The sequence below is a fragment of the Nocardia sp. NPDC051756 genome, from assembly GCF_040681495.1.
Taxonomy (GTDB): Bacteria; Actinomycetota; Actinomycetes; order Mycobacteriales; family Mycobacteriaceae; genus Nocardia.
The window spans coordinates 761,174-780,189 of sequence record NZ_JBFAYV010000003.1 but is presented as its reverse complement, the minus strand read 5'-3'; the positions used below and the strand labels follow the sequence as shown (position 1 = coordinate 780,189).

General features: G+C 68.9%; 18 protein-coding genes. 9 read left to right on the top strand and 9 right to left on the bottom strand.

Translation table 11 applies throughout. From position 1 onward, the window contains the following. Positions 1-160 precede the first annotated feature (160 nt). From AB0M22_RS15165 to AB0M22_RS15155, 3 genes are all read right to left on the bottom strand, one after another. A complete protein-coding gene (locus tag AB0M22_RS15165; RefSeq protein WP_364725944.1) occupies positions 161-1,150 on the bottom strand; it encodes a MauE/DoxX family redox-associated membrane protein in 990 nt (329 codons plus the stop codon). A gap of 248 nt (positions 1,151-1,398) precedes the next feature. Beyond that, entirely contained in the window at positions 1,399-2,355 is a 957-nt protein-coding gene (locus AB0M22_RS15160; protein WP_364725941.1) for a DMT family transporter, read from the bottom strand. 346 nt (positions 2,356-2,701) lie between these two features. Beyond that, positions 2,702-3,952 carry an oxygenase MpaB family protein gene (locus AB0M22_RS15155; RefSeq protein ID WP_364725939.1) on the bottom strand — a complete coding sequence of 417 codons (1,251 nt, stop codon included), beginning with the start codon at positions 3,950-3,952 and terminating at the stop codon, positions 2,702-2,704. Between the two features lie 100 nt (positions 3,953-4,052). On the opposite strand from AB0M22_RS15155, the gene AB0M22_RS15150 reads away from it, so the two are divergent. Continuing rightward, a complete protein-coding gene (locus AB0M22_RS15150; RefSeq protein WP_364725936.1) occupies positions 4,053-4,697 on the top strand; it encodes a TetR/AcrR family transcriptional regulator in 645 nt (214 codons plus the stop codon). Here AB0M22_RS15150 and AB0M22_RS15145 read toward each other — a convergent pair. The 3 genes from AB0M22_RS15145 to serS form a co-directional block, all read right to left on the bottom strand. Further along, entirely contained in the window at positions 4,694-5,953 is a 1,260-nt protein-coding gene (locus tag AB0M22_RS15145) for an MFS transporter (protein WP_364725933.1), read from the bottom strand. The genes AB0M22_RS15150 and AB0M22_RS15145 overlap by 4 nt on opposite strands. Before the next feature lie 175 nt (positions 5,954-6,128). Beyond that, a complete protein-coding gene (locus tag AB0M22_RS15140) occupies positions 6,129-7,994 on the bottom strand; it encodes a bifunctional diguanylate cyclase/phosphodiesterase (RefSeq protein WP_364725930.1) in 1,866 nt (621 codons plus the stop codon). A 234-nt stretch (positions 7,995-8,228) separates the two neighbouring features. Continuing rightward, entirely contained in the window at positions 8,229-9,491 is a 1,263-nt protein-coding gene (gene serS / locus AB0M22_RS15135) for a serine--tRNA ligase (protein ID WP_364725928.1), read from the bottom strand. A gap of 92 nt (positions 9,492-9,583) precedes the next feature. Between serS and AB0M22_RS15130 the strand changes: the two genes are divergently transcribed. The 7 genes from AB0M22_RS15130 to AB0M22_RS15100 all read left to right on the top strand — a co-directional run bounded on the left by AB0M22_RS15130 (position 9,584) and on the right by AB0M22_RS15100 (position 15,832). Further along, positions 9,584-11,284 (top strand): aldehyde dehydrogenase family protein, encoded by a 1,701-nt coding sequence (locus AB0M22_RS15130; RefSeq protein ID WP_364725926.1) that lies wholly within the window; start codon positions 9,584-9,586, stop codon positions 11,282-11,284. A 68-nt stretch (positions 11,285-11,352) separates the two neighbouring features. Beyond that, positions 11,353-12,483: a septum formation family protein gene (locus tag AB0M22_RS15125; protein WP_364725923.1), complete on the top strand. Its 1,131-nt coding sequence runs from the start codon at positions 11,353-11,355 to the stop codon at positions 12,481-12,483. A gap of 9 nt (positions 12,484-12,492) precedes the next feature. Beyond that, positions 12,493-12,843 (top strand): metallopeptidase family protein, encoded by a 351-nt coding sequence (locus AB0M22_RS15120; protein WP_364725920.1) that lies wholly within the window; start codon positions 12,493-12,495, stop codon positions 12,841-12,843. A 159-nt stretch (positions 12,844-13,002) separates the two neighbouring features. After that, positions 13,003-13,323, top strand: a complete 321-nt coding sequence (locus AB0M22_RS15115) for a PE domain-containing protein (protein WP_364725917.1) — start codon at positions 13,003-13,005, stop codon at positions 13,321-13,323. Between the two features lie 45 nt (positions 13,324-13,368). Further along, positions 13,369-14,538, top strand: a complete 1,170-nt coding sequence (locus AB0M22_RS15110) for a PPE domain-containing protein (RefSeq protein WP_364725914.1) — start codon at positions 13,369-13,371, stop codon at positions 14,536-14,538. Continuing rightward, the gene (locus AB0M22_RS15105; RefSeq protein WP_364725911.1) at positions 14,535-15,365 is read left to right on the top strand and encodes an ESX secretion-associated protein EspG; all 831 of its coding nucleotides are present in this window, start codon (positions 14,535-14,537) and stop codon (positions 15,363-15,365) included. The genes AB0M22_RS15110 and AB0M22_RS15105 overlap by 4 nt, the downstream gene beginning before the upstream one ends. A gap of 65 nt (positions 15,366-15,430) precedes the next feature. Next, positions 15,431-15,832 carry a hypothetical protein gene (locus AB0M22_RS15100; RefSeq protein WP_364725908.1) on the top strand — a complete coding sequence of 134 codons (402 nt, stop codon included), beginning with the start codon at positions 15,431-15,433 and terminating at the stop codon, positions 15,830-15,832. A gap of 4 nt (positions 15,833-15,836) precedes the next feature. Here the strand turns inward: AB0M22_RS15100 and AB0M22_RS15095 are convergent, their stop codons facing one another. The 3 genes from AB0M22_RS15095 to AB0M22_RS15085 all read right to left on the bottom strand — a co-directional run bounded on the left by AB0M22_RS15095 (position 15,837) and on the right by AB0M22_RS15085 (position 18,017). Further along, positions 15,837-16,520 carry a histidine phosphatase family protein gene (locus AB0M22_RS15095; RefSeq protein WP_364725905.1) on the bottom strand — a complete coding sequence of 228 codons (684 nt, stop codon included), beginning with the start codon at positions 16,518-16,520 and terminating at the stop codon, positions 15,837-15,839. Further along, positions 16,517-17,431 (bottom strand): prephenate dehydratase, encoded by a 915-nt coding sequence (gene pheA, locus AB0M22_RS15090; protein ID WP_364725903.1) that lies wholly within the window; start codon positions 17,429-17,431, stop codon positions 16,517-16,519. Before pheA ends, AB0M22_RS15095 begins: the two co-directional genes overlap by 4 nt. A 169-nt stretch (positions 17,432-17,600) precedes the next feature. Next, positions 17,601-18,017, bottom strand: coding sequence for a hypothetical protein (locus AB0M22_RS15085; protein ID WP_364725900.1), 417 nt, complete (start codon positions 18,015-18,017; stop codon positions 17,601-17,603). Positions 18,018-18,188: 171 nt separating this feature from the next. On the opposite strand from AB0M22_RS15085, the gene AB0M22_RS15080 reads away from it, so the two are divergent. Further along, positions 18,189-18,956 carry a DUF2470 domain-containing protein gene (locus AB0M22_RS15080; protein WP_364725897.1) on the top strand — a complete coding sequence of 256 codons (768 nt, stop codon included), beginning with the start codon at positions 18,189-18,191 and terminating at the stop codon, positions 18,954-18,956. Positions 18,957-19,016: the final 60 nt, after the last annotated feature.

Sequence of the window (19,016 nt, the reverse complement as noted above, 5' to 3'; positions counted from 1 at the left end):
GCCTTGCCATTCGATGGTAGCCAGCGGCGTCGGCTTATTTCCGGCGAAATCGATTGTGCGGCAACATAATTAAAGAACCGTTCTGTATGCGGCCGGGAAACGGCCGATTTTGATGTAACGGACTCGGCGTTGCGTACCAGAATCCTGATTCAGTGCGGGCTCAGCGCCGGACAACCGTTTTCGCCCGCACGATCAGTTCGCGCGCGGCGATCGCACCCCGGGCGACCGGCGCGGCGACCCGGCCGTCGGCGTCGATGAGCACCGCCGACGGGGTGCCGCGGACACGGTAGCGCAGGGCCGCCTCGTTGCCCTGTTGCACCAGCACCGGGATGTCGGCCAGGCCCTGCTCGCGACCCCATTCGGCGTGTTCGGCGGCGTCGCCGTTACCGACGACGACGATGGTCAGGGCGTGCGCGGTGCGTTCCTGCCAGCGCGGCAGTTCCCGGGCGAGAGCCGCACACAATTCGCAGCCGGGATGGACGAAGACCAGCAGGACATGACGTTCTCGCTCCAGTAGCGACGCCAAACTCGTTCTGCCACCGGCGACATCGAGCAGCTCGAATTCCGGTGCGACCGCGCCGACCGGCAGGCCCTCCGCACCGAGCGTCGACAACGCTTGCTCGTCGACCCGTTTGCGCAGGGCGCGCACCTCGCCCCACAGCCAGGCCAGCGCCGCGACCAGTAGCGCGGCCACCGCGAGCCAGACCGCGTCATCGGTGGGCAGTGCGCCCGGCACCCGGGGGTGAGCGACCGCGCCCCACGCGACCAGCAGGGCGAGCACCAGCAAGACCCCGTTGCGTACCAGCGTCCGCGCCCCGATCGGCTCCGCACTCACCGCGCCGAAACACGAACAGGCCGGGCGCTCCCCACGTTTCAACAGCCGCGCCACCGCCAGCGTGAAGACGACCAGCAACAACAGAGCTAGCACCGCCCCCGGCAAAACCGTCCACGGCACCAGCACGGCGACCGCGACCAATCCCTCCGAAGCCGGCAGCCCCCACCCCACCGCGGGCACCCACCGCAGCGGAACTCCGAACTCCCCCACCGCTTTCCGCGTCCCGACCGGATCAGCCAGCTTCCCCACCGCCGACAACCCGAACAGCACACCAACCACCAGCCGCGAAATCCACACCCCGTATTCGATAGGCATGAGCGCAGGTTCCCACACCGGCAAACCCCCGAAAGACGAATCGGCGGAACTACTTCCAGCCCCAACGATCAGTGGTACACGGATCCACCGGCCCGCCGCGCAGGCTGTGCCAAAGCCGCAGCCGACAGCGGACAAAGTCGCACGCTGCCTGCGTCTACGGGGCGGAGATGCCCGCCGTGGTCAGTCTGGGAATCGAAGCAGTGTGGCCAGTCGGTGAGCCTCTGCGATAGGTCGCGATCTGCGCGACGTCAGCCGTGCGAGCGGGTGGCTATGCCGACGGCGATCAAGGTCAGGGCGCTGCCGACTAGTGCGGTGGCGGAGAGGCCTGCGCTGGTGGGGGTGGCGATGTCCAGGGCGATCGACATCAGGAGTTGGCCCGCCACGGAGGTGAGGGCGAGAAGTAGGACGCCGGTCCAGCGGACGGTGATGGCGGCCAGGGCGATGAAGGCGATGCCGATCAGGCCGCCGAGGTAGAGCCAAGGCTCGGTGGGGAATTCGGCGGGGAGGCCGGAGCCGGCCAGGACCACGGCCTCGATCACGACCAGGGCGACGAGGCCGATGCAGAAGTTGACCAGAGTGGCGGACAGCGGGCCGCCGACCGCACCGACGCGGCCGTTGACGGCTTGTTGCCAGGCCAGGCCGATACCGGCGAGTGCAGGCAGGATGATCAGCAGCGCGGTCGGTGCGCCGCGCAGTGAGTCAGGGACGGCGAGTGCTCCGGCCGGTGCGCCTGAACGGCCCGCGCCGGCGATCAATACGGCAAGTACGGCGAGGGCGGCACCACCGAAGCGGAGTGCGGTGATCGGAGTGCGCCCGCTCGGGGAAACGCCGAGGCGGTCGACGACCAGGCTGCTCAGGAGTTGTCCCGCGACAACGGCGACGGTGAAGGCGGTGACCCCGATTGCCGCAACCGTCAGCCCCTGACAGGCGACGAAGAACGCTCCACAAAGCCCACCGAGCAGATGCCAAGGGCGCAAAGTACCCGCCGTCAGCGCCTTCCGAACCTGCGCGGCCCCCGCACGCAGCCGACCGCTGAACACGAACGCGATCACCAGAATCAGCAACCCGGACCCGAAACTGATGGTCGCCGCGGCAATTCCGTCATGCAGCCGCCCACCGAGCGCACCATTGATCCGCCCCTGCACCGCGACCCCCGCCCCGATGCAGAACCCGAACCCCAGCCCCAACCTCACCCGTGCGGTCACCCTCCGCACGCTACCGCCGCGCACCCTCGTGACCACGTTCCGCCGACAACCGCCCCGCACTCAACGGACATAACGACGACACCGAGTACGCCCCACCGCGTCCCGTTGATCATGCAGCGCGCGTCGGCAGGTCAGCCGCTTCGCCCGCCCCCGTCACGCACCTTGGCATCGACCTCCGGCTGACCACCGAACGCGCGGATCAACGAGACACGGCGACGGCATCGCTCGAGTACTCCTGCGGGTCAGCCCGCAGGAAAGCAGTGGGCAACCATCCGATTGCGGGCGCGCTGCCAGTAGGTTCGCACGAAGAGCGGACAGTCATCCGGTGCCAGGCGCGTCCTGCGGGTCAGCCGGCACGGAGGGGGCGCGCCGCATAAGTGTCGTGGCGGGCGTAGGTGCGGTCACCGCCGTTGCGGGCGATGGAGCCGCGGACCAGGCGGGTGCGGATGCGGGCACCCAGGTTTTCGTGGAAGCGGGTGGCGCCGGGGAGGATTCGGCGGGGGACCTCGAGAGCGCCGTTGACTACCGCGGTGGCCATGACGGCGCTTTGGTAGAAGCGGCTGTCGGGCAGGCCGAGGAAGTCGGCGTTGCTGGAGCCGAGGATGATCCGGCTGTAGGCGACCATGTAGCTGGTGACTATTCGGCGCACGGCGCGCTGGGCCACGGTGTCGTTGCCGACGAACAGGCCGCCCGCGGCGGGGATCAGGGCCTGGGCCAGGCGCTGGGAGTCGGCGTCGGGGATGAATTCGGTGTCGGCGAGGATCCAGAACGCGCGCCAGGTGTCGTTTTCGCAGGTGGGCAGGATTTCCGCGTCGACGCCGAGCAGGAAGCCGACGTAGCGCCAGAGCTGGAACACGGCGTCCTTCTCCTTGGCCGAGAATTGCAGGCCGAGGGCTTGGGCGCCAACCAGATTCGCCATGGAGAACAGGCCGAGGGTGCCGACCGTGAGCACCTGGTTGACCGGGTGGTCCCACGCTTCGTAGTCCCAGTCGGGGCGGCGGTTCATGCCCGCGCGCACCAGCGCGTGCATCAATCGCACCCGCAGCACGCTCTTGTAACCGACCGCATTGCGTTGCAGGGCACCGGGAGTCGTCACGTCCAGCCACCACTGGGTGGTCTCGGCGAGCCGGCGCGGCGCCATCGCGTCGAGGTCGCCGGTGCCGACCAGGGTCTTGTCCGCGCGCGAGGCCAGGTAGCCGCCCATCAGGGCGAACATGCCCATCGCGATGCCGCCCCACACGCTGGTGCGGCCGACGACGCGGGCGCCGCGGTCGATCTTCTCCCGGTCCAGCCAGTACGGATCGGCTTCGACCTGCGCGAAGAACGCGGTCAGCTCTGGCGGCGCGTCCGGCACCGAGTCCAGGCCGCTTTCGACGGCGAGCTCGAACATCCGGCGGCCCTCGCCGACCGGCAGCCGCTTGAACATCGCGACCATGGCATCGGCGAGCGGGTCGCCGACGGAGGTGAACCGGCGGAACGAGTCGCGCTGGGCGGCGGTGCAGCTCAGGTCGCCGGGTGCCAGCACGGGCACGGCGTACTTGAACGGGAACTCCGTGAACAGCTGCGGAGTGGGCAGTTTCTGGTTGTCATGCGCCATTGCACTTCACCCGTCGGATCGAGGTTCGCGGTCGAGCATTCTGACAAGACCGTCCCACACAATCGGATATCTGGCAAGGATGTATGCCAGAATGACTCCGATGGCTACCACCTCGCGGTCCTACGGCGGCGTGCCGATCGAACAGCGCAAAGCGCGGCGACATGCCGCGCTGCTCGACGCGGCCCAGGAAATCATCGGGACCTCGGGTTTCGCCAAGCTGACCGTGTCCGGGTTGTGCACCCAGGCGCGGCTGTCGGAGCGGTATTACTACGAGAGCTTCGGCGATCTCGACGCGGTGTTCAGCGAGTTGTTCGACCGGATCGTCGACGAGATCGGGCAGGCGGTGGTCACCGCGTTCGTCACCACGCCGACCGATATCCGGGCCAAGACCAGGGCCGCCATCGCCGCGGCCATCGATCTGATCGCCGACGATCCGCGCAAGGCGCGCATCGCCACCGTCGAGGCGCAGTTGAATCCGGCGCTGCTGATGCGCCGGGCCGAGGTGATGCGCTCGTTCGCGGGCATCATGCTGGCCGTGTGCGCGGGCGAGGTCGGGGCCGAGGTGGTCGAAAAGGCCGGTGACCAAGCCGAATTCGCCGCCACCCATCTGCTCGGCGGGCTCTGGGAGACCACCAACAGCTGGCTGGCCGGCACGCTTCCGGTCACCCGCGCGACGCTGATCGATCGCTCCACCGACCAATTCCTGCTCACCGCAAGCCATCTCATCGGCGCACCGCTCGACTAGTCCGAGTGCCGTCGAGGCAGCCAGGACGGGGTCAGCAGGGCGATGGGGAGGATGGTGGCGCCCAGCAGGGCGAGCATGGTGGACATGGACCACCAGGCGGTGGCGAGGGCGGCGAAGGCGAAGACGGCCAGGGCGACGACCTCGCCGAGCAGGCCGGATACCGAGGTGACGGTGGCTCGGGCCGGGCCCTCGATCGCGTCTTGCAGGCGGGCTCCGGCGACGACACCGGCGTTATAGACGATGCCGTAAGAGAGGCCGATCGCGGTGAAACCCAGACCGGTAAGGACATACACCGCATATGGTCGGTGTTCGGCGAGTCCGGCGAGCAGCGCGCCACCGAGGAACAGGACGCCGCCGAGGCCGACGGCGATCGCCATGGTGCGGCCGGACATGGCCTCGGTGCGGCCGGCGAGCAGCGAACCGCCGAGCGAACCGAGGACGGTCAGGCCGACGAGCAGCGGCACGATCGCCGTCGAGACACCGACCGATTCGGCGAGCAGGGCGAAGTATTCGTCGAACGCCGTGATGCCGAACAGCAATGCGCCGAGCAGGACGCCGTTGCGTACCGCGCGCACTCGGAACGATTCTCCGACACCGGTCTTCAGCATGGTGAGGTAGCGGGCGAACGGTCCCTCCGGCTGGTCGCGATCCAGCGGGACAACCGGATCGGCCTCGTCCGCAAGGCTTTCGGCGTCTTCCAGCTCATCGATGTCGGCGGCGGACACCGCCTTCGGCGCGCTGGGGAACGACAGCGCGATCGCCGTGTGCAGCGCGGCGAATCCGACGCTGGACCAACCGATCAGCGCGTAACCACCCCAGAGGTACAGCGGGGTGGCGGCGACGATGCCGACGACGATCGCGGTCTCGGAGGCCGCACGGGTATAGCCGAGGATGCGCGCGTACGCGGACTGCTCGCCGCGCGCGGCCAGGTCGTCGTACAGCAGCGCTTCGAACGTGCCGGACACCAAAGCGCCTGCGGCACCCCACAGTACGAATCCGAGGGCGAAGCCCGGATAGGTCGGGACCAGGGTCCACAGCGCGAATCCGGCCGTCAGCAGGACACCGCTGAGGACCAGGAGCGCGCGTCGCGACACCGTGTCCGCCCACGCGCCGGACGGCACCTCTAGCAGGAACGCCGTGGTCGACCAGATCGCGAACAACGAGGAAATCTGCCCGGTGCTCAGCCCGTGGTCGGCGAACAGCAGGGAGTACAGCGCGTACAGCGGGATCAGGTCGCCGATGCCCTTGAACAGCACGGCGCGGATCGTCAGCGAGCGCAGTGGCGCAACCCTGCGCGGGGACGAGCGTGAATGGAGACTGTGGGTGGTGCTACCCGTCAGCCGGGCGAGCATCCCGCTGACAGATCAACAGACGTAGACGAGCAAACGCATGTTGATCAGCATGCGAGCCCGAACGGGCCACGTCAAGCAGTTATCCGAGCGGCAGCCAGCCGTTGGCGGCGTGCATCGAGTCGCCGTCGTCCAGCTCCCGGCCCGCCATCCCCGGACCGACCCGGCCGTGGTTCTCGTTGAGGTCGCTGATCAGGTCCGCGACCGGGTGCGAGTCGCTGTAGTGATAGCCCTGGGCGAGCGCGAAGCCGAGTTCGGTGAGCACCGCGGCCTGGTATTCGGTCTCCACGCCCTCGGCGATCACCTGGAGATCGAGCGCGCTGCTCAACGCGGCGATCACGCCGAGCAGCGGCGGCGCCGGGGAGTCGGAGCGGATCGCGGCGACGAAGGACTGGTCGACCTTGAGGATGTCGCTCGGCAGCGTGGCCAACCGGCTGAGCGAGGAGTACCCGGTGCCGAAGTCGTCGATGGCGATCCGCACGCCGCGGTCGCGCAGGGTGTGCAGATTCGCGATGGCCGTGTGTGATTCGGCGGCCAGCTCGCTCTCGGTCACCTCGAGCACCAGTTGCTCGGCGGGCCAGCCGGTGTTGGCGAGGATGCCCGCGACTCGGTCGGCATAGCCCGCCTCGGCCAGTTCCAGGCCGCTGACATTGACGTTGAGGGTCAGATCGAGCTGAGCGAAGGTGTCTTGCAAGCGGGCCGCGTCGGCGCAGGCCCGGCGCAACACCAGCTCGTCCAGGTCGGAGATGAGGTCGTATTCCTCGGCGACCCGGATCAATCCCTCGGTGGTGACGTCCGGCTGCGCGCTCGACGACCAGCGCAGCAGCGCCTCGACCCCGACCGCCTTGCCGCCGCCCTCGCTGAGGCTGACGATCGGCTGATAGTGCACATCGAGCAGGCCGCGGTCGATGGCCTCGCGCAACTCCACCGCAAGCGGCAACTGCCGCGAGGACTCGAGCACCGTCCGGTTGCGCCCCGCCTGCTTGGCCCGGTACAGGCCGACGTCCGCGCGGCTCACCAGCAGCGAACCGGATTCGCCTGGCTGCCATGAGGTCACGCCCGCGGAGCAACCGGTGGTCACCGCGGCGCGCAACTGCTCGGTGAGCAGGATGGCGGCCTGCTCTGTGGTGTTCGGCAACAGCATCGCGAACGCGTCGCCGCCGTAGCGGGCCAGACGCTGGTCCGGCGCAAGCAGTTTCGACCAGGTGTCGGCCACGCGTTGCAGCACGGCGTCGCCGGCCCGGTGGCCGAGGTGGTCGTTGATCTTCTGGAAGCGGTCGAGGTCGACCAGCACCAGCGCGAGGCCCTGGCCGGTGCGGGTGGCCTGCTCGATCGCGGAGTTGAGCGCGCGGTCGAAGCCGCGCCGGTTCAACAGCCCGGTCAGCACGTCGATGTCGGCTTCCGACGCCATCCGGGTCAGGATGCCGACGACCACGCCGACGCCGAAGGTCACCCCGGCCGGGATCAGTCCGGACCACCACGGCAACCCGGGAACCACCGGCCGCGCGGGCAATACCCATAGGCACAGCACCATGGCGAAGGCGATGTGCGCGGCGGCCTGCGACCACGCGAAGAACAGCGCGGCGTCACAGGCGACGAAGACATAGAAGGCGGCCAGGCTGATCGCGCCGACGGTGTTCGGGAAGGCGTAGACCGCGACCGTGACCAGCACCGTCGCGATGGCGACGTAGACGTGATGCACCGAGTGCGGCAGCCGCGGACCCCAGGCCAGCAGGGTGAGTCCGAGCGTCAGCGCAATCGCCGCAGCCGCACCAACCAGCGGCCGACTACCCTCGTCGCCCGGGGCGATCGCAGTAATCAGCAGACCCAGCACACCACCCATGACGTAGAACGCCCCGGTGGTCCGAGCCATGACCATAGCTGTCGCCAGCGCCGATGCCGCCCGCACCCGGGTTCGGGTATCGCCGCGCGCCCCGATTCCTCGCACGGACAATAGCCTAGACACAACGAATCCCGGCGGTTGCCACATCCCGTGAATCCGGCATGGCGAACCGGCAGCTATTCATCTTCGCGAAACATTCGGGTAGCCAACACGACTTGGCCACGGCGGCCCACATTCGACATTCGCCGACCGGGCACGGCAGGGCTAGCGGCGAACCGCGGGCAGTTCGGACGGACGGATGTCCGCGGTTCGCCGGATCACGTACGCGCGAAAGTTCGCCTACTTCGGCGGCGTCAGCACCTCGGTGCCGACGAACGGAACCAGCGCCGCGGGCACCCGCACCGAACCGTCGGCCTGCTGATTGTTCTCCAGGATGGCCACGATCCAGCGGGTGGTCGCGAGCGTGCCGTTCAAAGTCGCTGCGATCTGCGGCTTTCCGTTCTCGTCGCGGTAGCGCACGGAAAGGCGGCGGGCCTGGAAGGTGGTGCAGTTCGAGGTCGAGGTGAGTTCCCGGTAGGTCTGCTGGGTAGGCACCCAGGCCTCGCAGTCGAATTTGCGCGCGGCCGAGCTGCCGAGATCGCCTGCGGCAACGTCGATGACCCGGTAAGGGACCTCGACAGCCGCGAGCATGTCCCGCTCCCAGCCGAGCAGGCGCTGGTGTTCGGCGTCGGCCTGTTCGGGCGTGGTGAAGACGAACATCTCCACCTTGTCGAACTGGTGCACCCGGATGATGCCCCTGGTGTCCTTGCCGTAGCTACCGGCCTCGCGGCGGAAGCACGACGACCAGCCGGCGTAACGCTTCGGGCCGTTGCTCAGGTCGAGGATCTCGTCGGAGTGGTAGCCGGCCAGCGGCACCTCCGAGGTGCCGACCAGGTAGAGGTCCTCCTCGGCGAGCCGGTAGACCTCCGAGGCGTGCTGGCCGAGGAAGCCGGTGCCCGCCATGATCTCCGGGCGCACCAGCACCGGCGGGATCATCATGGTGAAGCCGTTGGCCACCGCCTTCTGCGCCGCGAGCTGCAACAACCCGAGTTGCAGCAGGGCGCCGTAGCCGGTCATGAAGTAGAAGCGGGCGCCGGAGACCTTCGCGCCGCGTTCCATGTCGATCAGGCCGAGCGACTCCCCGAGTTCCAGGTGGTCCTTCGGTTCGAAGTCGAATTCCGGTGGCGTGCCGACGGTTTCGAGCACGACATAGTCGGCCTCGCCGCCGGCCGGCGCGCCGTCCTGCACCACGTTCGAGATGGCCCGGTGCGCGGCATCCATATCGGCGTCGGCGGCATGCTGCGCGACCTCGGCCTCCTTGACCTTGACCGACATCTCCTGCGCCTGCGCGAGCAGCGCGGATCGCTCGTCCTTGCTCGCCTTGCCGACCAGCTTGCCCATCGCCTTGTGCTCGGCGCGCAGGTTGTCGGCGGTGGCGACGGCCGCGCGGCGGGCCGCGTCCGCCTCGAGCAGGGCATCGACGAGGGCGGGGTCTTCGCCACGGGCGCGCTGCGAGGCACGGACCGCGTCGGGGTTGTCCCGCAGGAATCGGAGGTCGATCATGGGGCCTCAGCCTAATGGTCCGGCTATCACCGTTTCACCCCGATATCCCTGGATGCAGCGCACTCGGCCGACGGCACGCGCATAGTTGGCTTGTGGGCACAACTTTCGACGAATCAGCGATCGATGACGCACTGGCCGAGCTGACCGCGGGCGAGAAGGTGTGGGCGCAGACCCCGCTGCGCCGCCGCCGGGAGCTCCTCGACGACCTGCACGCCCGGACCGGCCGCTTCGCCGACGACTGGGTGCGGGCCGCCCGGACGATCAAGCAGCTGGACGCGGACTCGCCGCTGGTCGGCGAGGAATGGATGTCCGGGCCGCTGACCATGCTGCAGGCCACCGCCGCGCTGTCGGCGACGCTGGCCGCGCTGGAGAACGGGCGCAGTCCGCTCGACGGAGTGTCGATCAAGACGGCGCCCGGCAATCGGGTCGCGGTGCCGATCCTGCCGCTGAGCACCTATGACCGGCTGCTGCTCAACGGTTTTCACGGCGAGGTGTGGCTGCGGCCCGGCGTCGACGCCGCGACCGCGCGCCGGCGGGCCGGGCTCGCGCAGCTCGATCCGACCGCGACCGGCGGCATCGGGGTGGTGCTCGGCGCGGGCAACATCACCTCCATTCCGCCGCTGGACGCGTTGTACGAGCTGTACGCGCACAACCGGGTGGTGCTGCTGAAGCTGAACCCGATCACCGATCCGCTGTTCACGGTGTTCGAGATGGTGTTCGCGCCGCTGTGCGAGCTGGGGGTGCTGCGGATCGTGACCGGCGGCGCGGACACCGGCAGCTATCTGGTGCATCATCCGGACGTCGCGCATGTGCACATGACCGGCAGCGCGCAGACGCACGACGCGATCGTGTGGGGGCCGGGCCCGGAGGGGCTGGAACGCAAGCAGGACCGGCGGCCGCTGCTGGACAAGCCGATCACCAGCGAGCTCGGCGGCGTGTCGCCGACCATCGTGGTGCCGGGCGACTGGTCCGACGCCGATCTGCGGTATCAGGCCGAGCACGTGGCCACCCAGCGGCTGCACAACGGCGGCTACAACTGTGTCGCCGCGCAGGCGATCGTGATCAGCAAGGACTGGGAGCTCAAGGACAAGTTCCTGGCCGAGCTGCGCACCGCGCTCGCGCAGGCGCCGCAGCGACCCGCCTATTACCCGGGTAGCGACGCGCGGGTCGCCGACGCGGTGGCCGCCTATCCGGACGCCGATCAGGTCGGCACGGGGCGGGTTCTGGTGGAGCAGTTGCCGCTCACCGATACGCCGCTGTTGCGCACCGAGTATTTCTCGCCGGTGCTCGGCGTGGTCGAACTGCCTTATGCGGGTGGTGAATTCCTGCAACAGGCGGTGGATTTCGCGAACAATGAACTGACCGGGACGCTCGGCGCCAACGTGCTCGCCCATCCGGCGACCATTCGCCGGCTCGGCATCGGGTTCGATCGCGCTATCGAGCGGCTGCGTTATGGCGCGATCGCGGTGAATGCGTGGACCGGGCTCGCTTTTCTCGCCCCGCGCGCGTCCTGGGGCGCTTTCCCCGGGCACACGCTCGACGATGTGCAGAGCGGAATCGGCGTGGTGCACAACGCTTTTCTGCTCGACGACGTGGAACGCACAGTGGTGCACGGTCCGTTCCGCCCCGCGCCCCGTTCGGTGCTGCGCGGCGAGCTGGCGTTGTCGCCGAAACCCCCGTGGTTCGTCGACAATGCCGCGGCGGCGGTGACCGGACGCAAGCTGACCGAGTTCTATGCCAGCGGCAACCCGGCCCGGATACCCGGCATCTTCGTGTCCGCGTTCCGCGGTTAGCCCGGCGAAAAGAGCTGATCAGACCAGGTCGTGGCACCGCGGCGCGGAGACTGCCATGATGGATCGCGATGTCCTCCTCCGATCATGCACCCGAGCCAGAGCCCTCGAGCCGGCTGACCAAGCGCGGCCTGCCGACGCGCACCGGCGCGGTGCGGCGGCCACTCGACACGGTTCGCGGCTGGTTCAGCGGCGATGTCCCGCTGCCCGCGCCGACCCTGCGCTGGGGGTTGCTGCTGGTGGCGGCGGGCGCCGTGATCGCCGCCCTGGTGACGTTGTTCGTGACCGGGTTCGACAACAACAAGGTCGCGGCGCACACGCCGGGCTCGCCCGGTGAGCCGATCGTGGACAAGGAATTCGGCACCGCGGTCAAGGGCGACTGCCTGAGCTGGGCCAAGCCGGACCACTCCGACCTGGCCAAGGTGCGCTGCGACAGCAAGCACATGTTCGAGGTCGCGGCGGACGTCGACATGAGCAAGTACCCGGGCAAGGAATTCGGGCCGGGGTCGCGGTTCCCGGACTCGCTGCGGCTGACCGAGCTGAAGGAAGAGCACTGCGTTCCCGCGGTGCAGCAGTACCTGGGCGGGAAGTTCGATCCGCGCGGGCGCTACATCGTCGGGCTGATGTATCCGAGCCCGGACGGCTGGCAGCACGGTGACCGCACGCTGCGCTGCGGGTTGCAGTACGCGGCCAGCGCGGGCACGCCGGCCTCGGTGGGCAGCGCCGCCGAACACGATCAGTCCAAGGTGTACGGGCCGGGCGTTTGCCTCGGCATCAATCAGAACCTGCCCACCGATCCGGTGGATTGCGGACAGGTGCACTCGGTGGAGGTCGTCTCCACCATCGACCTCGGTCAGCGCTTCCAGGGCGGCCCGCCGGCCAAGGAGGAGCAGGACAAGTTCGTCGAGGACGAATGCACGCGGACCTCGTCGGACTATCTCGGCGGGCCCGACGTGATCAAGAACAAGACGCTGACCTTGTTCTTCGACTACCTGGACGCGCGCAGCTGGCTGGCGGGCAGCCGCAAGCTGGACTGCATGGTGGGCAAGGGGGCGGACCGGGAGGGGTTCGCGCCGATCACCGGTTCGGCGAAGGGCGACATCCTGATCAACGGCCAAGCCCCGCAGCCGCCGCCGAACACCGGGCGCTCCACCCCGACGCCGCTGCCCGGCGCCGCGCCGCTGCCGCCGCAGCCGAGGTAGTTCGCGACGATGTCGGTCTCCATGTCCGAGGACCGGTTCGAGGAACTGGTCGGCGACGCGCTCGACCGTATTCCACCGGAGTTGGCCCGGGCCATCGATAACGTGGTCGTGCTGATCGAACCTCGCAATCCGAAGGATTCACATTTACTCGGGCTGTATGAAGGCATCGCGCTGACCGAGCGGGACAGCCACTACGGCGGCGCATTGCCGGACACGGTGACGATCTATCGCGAATCCATCCTGGCCATCTGCGCGGACGAGGCGGAAGTGGTGGAAGAGGTGGCAATCACCGTGATCCATGAGATCGCACACTATTTCGGCATTGACGAAGAGCGCCTGCATCAGCTGGGATGGGGCTAGTCTTTACCCCAGCTGTATGAGTGCGGTTGCAGTTGGGGTGAGACAGGAAGAAACTTTAGGGGATTCGATGGAACCGATCGCTTTGCTGTCGCGTCCTATCACTCGAAGGGGGAATTCTCGTGGTTCCGCCCCATCGCCGCCACTAGAAGGAGTCGAGTCATGGTTGGCCACGTACTAGTACAACCCGAAGTCGTCCTCGCTGCTGCCGCCGAGCTGGATCTACTCGCCGAGCGGCTGGCTGCCGCCGCCGCGTTGACTGCGCCCGCGACGCACGTCGTCCCCTCCGGGGTCGACGAGGTGTCCCTGCATGCCGCGAACCACCTCAACCGGGGCGCGATGACGCATGACCAGGCAGTCGCGCAGGGGATCCTGGAACTGCACCACGCCGCCGCGACGCTGCGCAGCCAGCTCGTCACGCACATCGGCGAGGACGTCGCCCGGGCGGGCGTCGTCAACGTCATCAGCGGAACCATCGCTTAACGCCTGCGGGCACAGCACAAGCACGAGCAAGCAAGGGGAGAAAGCATGACCGCAGGAATCACCGGGGTGTTCTGGCTGCCCCGTATGGCAGAAGGAAACTCGATCGCGCTCAACGCGGGCGCACACGCCGTGCCGATCTCGGCCGCGGCGACCGCGTGGGGCGGACTGACCGCCGCCTGGGTCGACGCCACCGCGACCGTCGCCCGGGTGATGGCCGAGCTCGGCGTCGGCATGCAGGGCATCAACGGCATCTCGGCGCTGTCCAAGCTGACCGGCTTCATCGGCTGGGCCGAGCAGCAGGGCGTCATGGCGGCCACCATGGGCTCGAAGGCCGCGGGCAACGCGATCGCCTACACCGTGGCCTCGATCGCCATGCCCAGCATCCCGGAGATCGCGGCCGTCGACGCGGCGCGCGTCGCCGCCCACTCGACCGGCGGCGTGCTGAACGGCACCTCCGAAGCGGCCGAGGCGGCCAAGGCCGCGCTCGACCTGCGGGCCGCGCTGACCATGGAAACCTACGAGGCGGCGACCACCGCGATGGTGCTGACGCCGGGTGAGTTCGTCAACCCGCCGGCCATCGCGCACGGCGCCGGTTCCGCGGACCAGGCCGGACAGGCCGACCAAGCGTTCCAGGCCACCGACGCCGATCCGGTGCAGACCGCCATCTCCACGGCGGCCGCGTTCGTGAACAACCCCGCCGTGATCGGTGCGGCGACACAGGCGGCGAACGTCGCGGGCTCGGTGGCGACCACCGGTGTGTCCGGCGTCGGCACCATCGGCTCGCACGCGATCGCGGCCGTCACCTCCGCGGCCTCGGTGCCCAGCGTCACCAGCGCGGCGCCGGCGGCCATGGTCGGTGGCGCGGGCCTGGCCTCGGCCGCGGTGTCCGCGGGCACGCGGTCCGCGTCGTTCGGCTCGGGCGCTTCGGTCTCGGTCGGCAACGGTTCGCTCAAGCTGCCCGAAGGCTGGGGCTCGAGCACGATCGGTGGCGCACCCACCTCGGCTCCGGTGGCCGAGAACGTTTCGGTCAGCCAGCCCACCGCGGCGCCGGTGCAGCGCAACAACACGCCCGGCAGCCCGCTGCTCGGCAACCAGGTTCGGGACGAGGACGACGAGTCCGAGCACAAGAGCCAGGACTACCTGCGTGCGGAGCACTTCAACGACGGCCGTTACGCCGCCGACGGAGTGATCGGCGCCGAGACGGCCGCTAAGTGACGGTGCTCGGCGCGGGCCGCGGCCCGTCGATGCTCGCCTCGGTGGTGTTGTCGCTCGACGAGATGCAGTTTCTCCTGGAGAAGCTGGAGATCGACGAGGTGCCCGTTGTGCTGGACGCGCGCGGGCAATACGACAACGTCACCGACCACGATGCTGCGATGGCCGCGGCCGCCCAGTCACTCGCCGATCGGGAACTGCTGATCGGCGACGTGGTCCACCAGGAACTCGAAGACCGGCTGCTTGCGCTGTACCGACCGCACTGGGTGGTCGCGCTGCGGCTGTTCGTCGAGGGTCAAGCAAGTCGCATGTGCCTCGCGAAGGGCGACGATATTGTCACCGTCGCCCTGCGCGGGCCGCAGTCCTACGTGATCGACGAGGCCCAGGACGACCTGCCCGGCCCGGTGATCGCGGCCCTCGGCCCGGCCGATCCGCTCGACCTGACCGGCATGCGGGCCCCGACCGAACAGCTGGTCCCGATCTTCGACGACACCGGTGACGCGGCCGCGACCGCCAACCGGCTCGCCAAGGTCGGCACGCCCGCCGCCGACGCGCAAGCCCTGGCCTCGGCGATGGTGCAGATCCACTCGCACGCCGAGATCGTCGGCGTGGTGTACGGCGACGGCACCCGCGACGTCACCGACAACCACATCGCCGTGTTCAACACGCGCGGTGGACGGTTCATCGCGACCGCGAGCAAGTCCGATGACGAGGTCAAGTGGACCTCGCTCAGCTCGGGTACGCCGGCCCGGTTGCGAACGGCGTTGCAGGACTTGATCAGTGGGCTGCCGGAACGGGCGGAGTTTCCGCGCAAGCCCGAGCAGGTCTAGCCCGCTCCGAATCTGCTTGCGGCAAAACGTCGAACTGCCCTGCGCCGAGATGGCACGCTGGGTACGTGGTTTCGCCGACGTTTGCCGCGATCGAGCAGGCTCTCCGTGACAGCTGGGCCGCCGACACGTGTTCGCCGGACGATGTGGCCAGGGCGGCATGGGATTTCGGCAATCCGGCCTGGGGGCATTGCGATATCACCGCGCTGGTCCTGCACGACGTGTTCGGCGGCGAACTGGTGCTCGGCGAGGTGTACCTGGACGGCGAGCGGCGCGGGTACCACTGGTGGAATCAACTGCCCGACGGCACCGAGATCGACCTGACCCGCGAGCAGTTCCGGCTCGGCGAAACCGTCACCAATCGCCGGATCGTGCATCGGCCGGCCGGACCGCTGCGCCGCCGCAACGACGAGTACGCCCTGCTGCGACGGCGGGTCGCCGAACGCATCGGCAGCGCGCTGCCCGGCTGAGCGATCAGCCCATCGGGTCGTCGGAGGTGGGGGCGACGTCGTAGCCGAACGGTGGGGTGAAGCGCCCCCAGCGGATGCAGTCCCAGGTGCCGTCGGGCAGCGGGACCAGTTCGATGGTCTCCGTGTTGTCCAGGTGGTTGTTCGTGGTGAACGGCGGCAGCACGTCGGCCAGGTAGCGGGAGACCAGACGCATCGAGGCGCCGTGGTTGACCAGGATGACGTCGCCGGTGTTCGAATCCGAGGTCAGATAGGTCTCGCGGAGTTCCTCGATGACCGGCAGGAAGCGGGCCAGCACGTCGCGGCCGGATTCGCCGCCGGGGACCCGCTCGTCCAGATCGCCGTTGTGCCAGGCGCGGTAGATCCGCTGGAAGAAGAGGTGGGCCTCCTCGCTGTGCTTGCCCTCCAGGTCGCCGGCCTGCACCTCCTGCACGTTGTCCAGGACGGTGGCGGGCACACCGGTCGCGGCCTCGATGTAGCCGGCGGTCTGGCGGGCACGCAACGCGGCGCTGCAGAACAGGACCTGCGGCGGGTTCACCAGGTTCTCGCCGAACAGCTTGGCCTGTGCCGCACCGCGTTCGGTGAGCGGCAGGCCGGGCACCTTCGTATCGAGGAGTTTCGCGACATTGCCCTCGGTCTCACCGTGTCGCACCAGTACCAACTTGCCCGCGGCGATCTTCTGCTCGGTCATAGATCCGCCACCCCCTTTCTCAACTGCGTCAGCCATTCCGCGGCCGCCTCGTCCGACGGCGGCGGCGTACCGGTCGCTGACGTCGCAGGCCAGGAACCGAGGAACCGGATCCGCGCTGTGCGATGCAAAGCCTTGAGCGCCTCGGCCACCGCCGTGTCATCGATGTGGCCGACGCAGTCCAGATAAAAGCGATAGGTGCCCATGCCCGTGCGGGTCGGCCGGGACTCGATCCTGGTCAAATCGATGCCGCGGGTAGCGAATTCGGCGAACGCGCGCATCAGCGAACCGGGCTCGTTGGTCAGTTCCAGCACGATCGACGTCCGATCCGCGCCGGTGGCAGGCGGCGCCACGCAGGGCCGGGTGACCAGCACGAACCGGGTGATCGCCTGCTCGTGGTCGGCCACACCGGCGGCCAGCACGGCCAATCCGCGGCGGGCGCCGGCCAGCGCGGTGGACACGGCCGCGTCGGCCTTGCCCGCCACCACGTCGTCGGCGGCTGCGGCGTTCGACGCCGACACGTACGGCTGCGCCTGCGGCAACTCCCGCGCCACCCACTCGCGCACCTGTGCGGCGGCCACCGGATACGCGGCCAGCGTGCGCACCTCGGAAAGACCGGTGCCGGGGTGACCGAGGATCGTGAAGGTCACCTCCAACTCGGTCTCCGCCACGATTTGCAGCCGCGAACCGATGGCCAGCGAATCCAGCGTCGCGGAGATCGAGCCCTCGACCGAACTCTCGATCGGCACCACCGCGCCGGTCACGTCACCGGAGCGGATCAGCTCCAGCGCGGCCCCTTGGCTGGGCGCGGCAACCCGCTCGACGGCCCCTTCGAAGGCCCCCGAGGATTCGAGGTCGGCAAGGGCCATCTCGGTGAAAGTTCCGGAGGGCCCGAAGTACGCGATGCGCGGCACGGTTACGACCTTACTTGCGTCCGCGACCGGCGCTCCCGCGATTACGCCCCCACCCCGTCCCACCACGCGTTTCCCCGGTTACCGCGCGGCCACGTCGGCGCTCAGCGCGTCCGCCGCCGACATAGCGAGCTACTTCGCCGCGTCACGGTCCTGATCAACCAAAGGTGGGTCAGGGGCGCGCGAGGGGTTGCAGCGAGAGGGTTACTTCGTCGACTGCGTCGGTCTCGATGGCGAGGAGGACGGTTCGGAACGCCTCTACCGCAGGGGGTTTCAGGGCGACGAGGAAAGTCGTGTCCGGGGTGGCGAGGGCGGTGGGGATGTCTTCGCCGCAGAGGGCGGCGACGGTGGCGGCCACGATCGCCAGTGCCCGGTCGCCGGAGGCGGTGCGGGCGATGAAGCCGGTGTCGGTGTGGACGATGGTGGCCAGGAAGTCGGCGATGGCCGCGTCGGGGGCGTCCGCATCGAGGGTGGGGACGGAGTTGCCCGGTCGGGGGGTGCGGACCAGGCCTTCGACGAGGCTGCGCCGGGCGGGGGTGGTGAGTGCTATGAGTACCGGTTCTCCGGTCGATTCCGCTCCGTGCGCCACCGATTCACCGTAACAACCGGAGGCGCTGGGGAGTTCGGGGAGGCAACCAGCGACGAATTCTCCGGATCAGCATGGTGCTAACGCTTGCGGATGTTTCGCTCGTCACTTAGCTTAGGGTAACCTAATTGAGCGCCCGAGCGAGGCGAACAACGCCCGACCACGGAGGTTTGCATGCCGCGTCCGACACCGACTGTCACACCGTCCACCGCCGAGCGGGTGCGCAGCGCGTGTGCGCATGCGGAGCAGGCGGTGCTGGCCATGCCCGGCATCGACCCGACGCCGGTGTCCGTGCACCACGTGCGCGAATGCGGCGACGCGGTGATCGCGGTGCCGACCACCTCGGTGGCGGCGATCGTGGCAGGCAACTCGCCGGACGCGGGTGCCCCCGCGGTCCTGGAACTCACCGATCACGCGCCGCTGCCGCTGCGCGAACCCGTGCGCGCCCTGGTGTGGCTGCGCGGTTGGGTGCGGGCCGTGCCCGCTCAGGCCCAACGGGCGCTGGCCGGTGAGGTGGCCAAGGAGAACCCGGACCCGGGCCTGCTCGACGTCGGGCACAGCGCGACGCTGCTGCGACTGGTGATCAACTCCGCGGTGGTCGCCGACTCCACCGGCGCCGAATCGGTGAGCATCGACGAACTGCGCCTCGCGCAGCCGGATCCGTTCTGCACCTTGGAATCCGCGTGGTTGCAGCATATGGACGCCGACCACGCGGACGTGGTCGCGCAACTCGCGCGCCACCTGCCGCCCCGACTACAGCACGGCATCGTGCACCCGCTCGCCATCGACCGCTACGGCCTCACCCTGCGCATCGAAGGCCGCGACGGCGACCACGACTTCCGCCTCCCGTTCAGCTCCCCCGCCGACGACATCGAATCGCTCAGCCGCGCGGTCCGCACGTTGGCCGGTTGCCCCTTCCTCAACGGACTGCGCCGCATCTGACGCCGACGATGGCCCGGCCGCCAGTTCGCGGATCTGTGCTCGGGCCGACACTCGAGTCAC

Excerpts from the sequence above, each read along its gene's own strand:
- AB0M22_RS15165 (WP_364725944.1), bottom strand. The coding sequence starts at position 1,150 with ATGCCTATCGAATACGGGGTGTGGATTTCGCGGCTGGTGGTTGGTGTG.
- AB0M22_RS15155 (WP_364725939.1), bottom strand. The coding sequence starts at position 3,952 with ATGGCGCATGACAACCAGAAACTGCCCACTCCGCAGCTGTTCACGGAG.
- AB0M22_RS15150 (WP_364725936.1), top strand. The coding sequence starts at position 4,053 with ATGGCTACCACCTCGCGGTCCTACGGCGGCGTGCCGATCGAACAGCGC.
- serS (WP_364725928.1), bottom strand. The coding sequence starts at position 9,491 with ATGATCGACCTCCGATTCCTGCGGGACAACCCCGACGCGGTCCGTGCC.
- AB0M22_RS15125 (WP_364725923.1), top strand. The coding sequence starts at position 11,353 with ATGTCCTCCTCCGATCATGCACCCGAGCCAGAGCCCTCGAGCCGGCTG.
- AB0M22_RS15120 (WP_364725920.1), top strand. The coding sequence starts at position 12,493 with ATGTCGGTCTCCATGTCCGAGGACCGGTTCGAGGAACTGGTCGGCGAC.
- AB0M22_RS15115 (WP_364725917.1), top strand. The coding sequence starts at position 13,003 with ATGGTTGGCCACGTACTAGTACAACCCGAAGTCGTCCTCGCTGCTGCC.
- AB0M22_RS15110 (WP_364725914.1), top strand. The coding sequence starts at position 13,369 with ATGACCGCAGGAATCACCGGGGTGTTCTGGCTGCCCCGTATGGCAGAA.
- AB0M22_RS15095 (WP_364725905.1), bottom strand. The coding sequence starts at position 16,520 with ATGACCGAGCAGAAGATCGCCGCGGGCAAGTTGGTACTGGTGCGACAC.
- AB0M22_RS15080 (WP_364725897.1), top strand. The coding sequence starts at position 18,189 with ATGCCGCGTCCGACACCGACTGTCACACCGTCCACCGCCGAGCGGGTG.